General features: G+C 69.4%; 3 protein-coding genes. 1 reads left to right on the top strand and 2 read right to left on the bottom strand.

Annotation, left to right across the window (positions count from 1 at the left end; genetic code table 11):
- Window positions 1-60: 60 nt before the first annotated feature.
- Entirely contained in the window at window positions 61-2,283 is a 2,223-nt protein-coding gene (locus AB0B48_RS31760) for a discoidin domain-containing protein (RefSeq protein ID WP_357208060.1), read from the bottom strand.
- A gap of 227 nt (window positions 2,284-2,510) precedes the next feature.
- Entirely contained in the window at window positions 2,511-3,710 is a 1,200-nt protein-coding gene (locus tag AB0B48_RS31765; RefSeq protein WP_357208063.1) for an ROK family protein, read from the bottom strand.
- 235 nt (window positions 3,711-3,945) lie between these two features.
- Between AB0B48_RS31765 and AB0B48_RS31770 the strand changes: the two genes are divergently transcribed.
- Window positions 3,946-5,244, top strand: coding sequence for a sugar ABC transporter substrate-binding protein (locus AB0B48_RS31770; RefSeq protein ID WP_357208066.1), 1,299 nt, complete (start codon window positions 3,946-3,948; stop codon window positions 5,242-5,244).
- Window positions 5,245-5,281: the final 37 nt, after the last annotated feature.

Raw genomic sequence — 5,281 nt, forward strand, 5'->3', positions numbered from 1 at the left:
GCCCTGGGTGCCACCCGGCCGACCCGGTCACAGCGGACCGGGCCGGCGCGGGCGCCCCGGTCAGGGGTAGGTGGTCAGGTACACCGTCTGGTTGGCCGCGTTCGCGGTGCCACCGGCGTTGTTGATCACCCGATTGATGGTGCCGACGCCACCGAGCGAGACGGTCACCATGTTCGTGAACCGCACGTTCGGGTTGGTGGGCACCTCGAAGGACCGTTCCTCGACCACCGCCGGGTTGACGTTGAAGTAGCTGTAGCTACCCAGCCCGTACGCCTGGTGACTGGTCACCGAATCGGCGACCTTGTACGCGGCGTAACCCCGGGTCGACCCGTTCATCCAGGCCGCCTGGTTCGGCACGTCGTAGGGCAGCTCGTTCTGGTAGAAGTACGTCCGCCCGCCGTTGCCGTTCCAGATCGTCTGGTACTTCTGGTAGTGCTCGACGAAGAGGCCGTACATGGTGACGTTGTCGCCGTTGACGGTGAGCCCGGTGTCGGCGGTGTTCAGCGTCCACCCGGTCGGTACGCCGCTGGCGGCGTGGTCGGCCCGCCACAACCACATGTGGTCGCCGATCACGTTGTCGCTGTTGACCGTCAACGTGTTGGTGGCCCTGCCGACGTGCGGCCCGCCGATGCGGAAGAACACGTCGTGCAGCGAGGTCGGGTTCGCGGCGTGGCTCGCGGACGAGCCGGACGGACCGACCTCCATCAGCACCGGCGAGTTCGTGGTGCCGGCCTCGAACATGATGCCGGCCACCTTCACGCCGTCCACATCGGCCACCCGCATGCCCACCGTGCCGTTGTCGGCCTGGATGGTGGCCAGGCCGAGGCCGAGGATCACCGTGTCGGCCCGGTTGACCTGGATCGGCTCGGTGATCCGGTGCACACCCGGGGTGAAGAGCAGGTGCTTGCCCTGGGCGAGGGCGGTGTTGATGGTGGCGGCGCTGGTGCCGGGCTGGACGACGAAGAACTGCGACAGCGACAGGGACGAGCCGGCCGGGGTCTTGTTGTACCAGCTGGTGCCGGTGGAGTTGGTGCGCAGCGCGGGCACGAAGACCCGGTACTCACCGCTTCCGGTCACGTAGAGGAACGGCTTCTCCCGTACCTGCGGGGTCTGCGGGATCACCGTGTGCGACGGGTTGGGGAAGCTGGGCGCGGGAGCGCCGTTGACGCCCTGGAAGACCATGTTCCACACCGAACCGGTCCAGCCGTTGCCGAACTCGCTGTTGCGGGAGTACCACTGCTGCTGCGAGCCGGAGACGACGAGGCCGTCGATGCGGGTGTCGGCCAGCAGGCCGCCGCTGGACCAGCCGTCGCCGCCGTTCCAGAGTTGGATCTGGTTCTGCGCGCCGCGCAGGTGCATCCGTCGGTACGGCGCCGCCTGGGAGACCGCCCAGCGCTCCACGGTCTGCCCGGCGGGCAGGGTGACCGACAGGTTCTCGGCGGCCCGCCAGAAGTTCTGCGTGGCGTTGCCGCCGAACCAGAACGCCTCGGTACGCACGTGGCCGTTGAGGTTGACGTCGTCGGGGCTCATGCCGAGGCCGGCGACCTGGGTGAAGAAGCCGAGGTTGACGTCGGCGGTGTAGGTGCCGGGCTTGAACAGCACCGCGTAGCGCTGCGGGCCGAACTGGTTGGTCTCCTGCTGGGTGAAGAGGGTGTTCAGTCGACTCTGGATGGTCGACGTCGGGGTGCTCGGGTCGAAGACGAACGTGTTCGGCCCGAGGTTCGGGTTGTACGGGTCGGTGGGCGTCACCGGGGGTTCGTTGGTGCCGCCGCTCTCGCCGTAGACCTGGAACTCCCAGAGCGAGTAGCCGTAGCCGGTACCGCGGGTGGTGCCGTACATGCGGACGTAGCGGCCGGCGCCGGAGACGGTGAGGTTCTGGGTGCCGCCGGTGCTGGTGGTGGTCGAGTAGATCGTGGTCCAGGTGGACCCGTTGTCGGAGGTCTGGATTTGGAAGGCCCGACCGTAGGCGCCCTCCCAGAGCAGGTTGACCTGGGTGATGGTGGCCCGGGCGCCCAGGTCGACCTGGAGCCACTGCGGGTCGCTGAACGCGCTGGACCAGCGGCTGCCGGTGTTGCCGTCGACAGCGGCGGCGGCGGGGGTTCCGCCGTTCTCGGTGGACGAGGCGGTGGCCGTACGGCCCTGGGACAGCAGGACGGGGGCGGCCTGCGCGGGTGCGGTGGCTCCGGTCGGCGTGAGCGCCGCGACCAGGGCCACGGTGAGCCCGACGAGCAGGTGGCGCACGACCCGGGGACGCGGGCGTACGGATGTAGCACGAGATGTCATGACATCGCCTGTCGATAGGGGGTTACGGGTTGCCGCACGGATGGGATCGGACTCGCCCGTGACGCCGTGGATGGTGCCGCCGACGCGGTGCCGCGGGGAGGAGAGCGCTCTCGTAGGAGTGTTGCGGCGAGATTGCGGCGGCGTCAAGACATCGATCTATAACTTCGTTATTTATCCCGAGGATTCTTTTTGGGTAATTTGCCGTCGGCCTGCGGAGTCGTGCTCCGTCAGCGTCGGACGCCACCCTCGGTGAGGAAGCGGGCGATCGGGAGGGTTGCCGCGCCCAACGCCACCGCGTCCACCCCGAGCCGGCACAGCTCGATCGACGCCTGCTCGTACGGCTGGCGCAGCGCCTGCCGACCGGCAGCCTCCCGCACGGCCGGCAGCAGGTCGCCGAGGGCCATCGCCGCCCAGCCGCCGAGCACCACGCGCTCCGGGTTGAACAGGTTGATCAGGTTCGCCACCCCGGCACCGAGGTAACCCGCGGTGTCCTCCAGGACCCGTCGGGCGGTGGCCGAGGTCTCGGCGGCGGCGACCAGCGCGGCGATCTGGGACTCCTCGTCCTCGCCCGGCACCTGTCGACCCCTGCGCGCCTCGCGGTAGCGGTCGATGATCGCCTCCGCCCCCACGTACGCCTCCAGGCAACCGCGCGCGCCGCACCGGCAGACCCGGCCGCCGTACACAAGGGTGGTGTGCCCCCACTCCCCCGCGCTGCTGGACGCGCCCCGGTAGGTGGCGCCGTTGGTCACCACCGACGCGCCGACACCGGAGCCGACCAGCGCGAAGACGGCGTGCCGGGCGCCCCGGCCGGCACCGAACCACATCTCGGCCTGGCCCAGGGTCTTCGCGCCGTTGTCGATGTGCAGCGGCAGGTCGGTGCCGGCCCCGATCAGACGCTCCAGCGGCACCCGGTCCCAGCCGAGGGCCTGGGCGTGCACGACGGCCTCGGCGCCCTGCTCGACCACGCCGGAGACGCCGATGCCGACGCCGAGCACGTCACCGGGGGTCACCCCGGCCTGGCCGGTGACCGCGTCGATGCCGGCCAGCACGTGCCCGGCCACCAGGTCGGGCTCGGTACGGGCCGGGTCGAGCGGGTACTCGATGCTGGCCAGCAGGGTCATCGCGAAGTCGAACAGCTCCACCCGGACCCGGGTCTCGCCGACGTCCACGCCGATCACGAAGGCGAAGCGGGGCGCGATCCTCAGCAGCATGCTGGGCCGGCCGCCGTCGGACTCGGCGGCGCCGGCCTCGGCGACCAGCTCTTCGTCGATCATGTCGGCCACCACGTTGCTGACCGCGGGTTGGCTCAGTCCGGTGCTGCGCACCAGGTCCTGCCGGGTGAGCAGGCCGTCCAGGAAGAGCTTGGTCAGCAGGGCGGACCGGTTGCGCAACCGCACGCTGCGGTTGGTGGCACGCGCCAGCTCCACTCGTCACCTCGTTCCCGTCGGCCGTTCGAGGCGACTGTAACCGCCTCGTGCTTGACGACCCACCTGCCAGCAACTTTAATGACGACATAAATTAAGCCGTGATGTAACTCCCGGGAAACGCCGACGGACCCCGACGGCGCACCCCCGAACCCTGTCCGCAGCCGGCCCCCGTCACCCGACCCCTATCGGTGACGAATGCCGGCGGACCCCCACCACGCACCGGAAGGGCTGACCCGTGTCGAGACGACACCTCGGGATATTCACCGCCGCCGTACTGGCGGCCGCATCGCTGACCGCCTGCGGAGGCTCCGGCGACGACTCCGCCGCATCACCCAAGACACTCACCTACTGGGCCAGCAACCAGGGCGCCAGCCTGGAGGCCGACAAGACCATCCTCCAGCCGGAGTTGGACAAGTTCGAGAAGCAGACCGGGATCAAGGTCACCGTCGAGGTGGTCCCCTGGTCGGATCTGCTCAACCGCCTGCTGGCCGCCGCCGCCTCCGGCAAGGGCCCGGACGTGGTCAACATCGGCAACACCTGGTCGGCGTCGTTGCAGGCCACCGGCGCGCTGGTCGAGTTCGACGACGCCGCCCTGCAGGCCGTCGGCGGCAAGGACCGCATCGTGCCCGCCGCGCTCGCCGCCGCCGGCGCACCCGGCAAGCCGCCGGCCGCCGTGCCGCTCTACAGCATGGCGTACAGCCTGTACTACAACAAGAAGTCGTTCGCCGACGCCGGCATCACCGCGCCGCCCACCACCTGGGAGCAGGTCGTCGAGTACGGCAAGAAGCTGAGCACCGGCGGCAAGTGGGGCCTGGCGATCGAGGGCGCCAACCCGTCGGAGAACGCCCACCACGCGTTCACCTTCAGCCAGCAGTACGGCGGCGAGTGGTTCGACTCGGCCGGCAAGCCGACCTTCGACACCCCGCAGAACGTGTCGGCGATCAAGCGGTACATCGACTTCATGGCCGCCGACAAGATCACCAACCCGAGCAACGCCGAGTACGCGCAGAACCAGTCGGTCTCCGACTTCGCCAACGGCAAGGCCGCCATGCTGCTGTGGCAGTCCGCCGGGTCGAACCTGAAGACGCAGAACATGCCCGCCGACGCGTACGGGGTGGCCCCGGTGCCGTTCCTGGCCAGCCCGCCGGCCGGCGGCAAGAAGGTCAACAGCATGGTCGCCGGGATCAACATGGCGGTCTTCAAGCACACCAAGAACAAGGACGGCGCGCTGAGCTTCGTCAAGTTCATGACCAGCGACGAGGAGCAGACGCTCCTCAACAAGACGTACGGCTCGCTGCCGGCGGTGAAGACCGCGGCCTCTGACCCGGCGTTCAGCGCGACGGAGCAGAAGAACATCCAGGAGACCCTGGTCACGACCGCGGCCCCGCTGCCGCAGGTGCCCGATGAGAGCACCTTCGAGACCCTGGTCGGCACCGCGATGAAGGAGTTGTTCGCCGACGCGGCCAGTGGCAAGCCGGTCACCGAGGCTTCGGTGAAGGCCAAGCTGACCGACGCGCAGCAGAAAATGCGCTGACCGAGGCGTGACCGGTGGCCGTGGTCGGGTGCTGAAC

The organism is Micromonospora sp. NPDC049089, from assembly GCF_040648775.1.
Classification (GTDB): Bacteria; Actinomycetota; Actinomycetes; order Mycobacteriales; family Micromonosporaceae; genus Micromonospora.

Coding starts and splice junctions, on each gene's coding strand:
- AB0B48_RS31760 (WP_357208060.1), bottom strand. CDS start 2,283: ATGACATCTCGTGCTACATCCGTACGCCCGCGTCCCCGGGTCGTGCGC.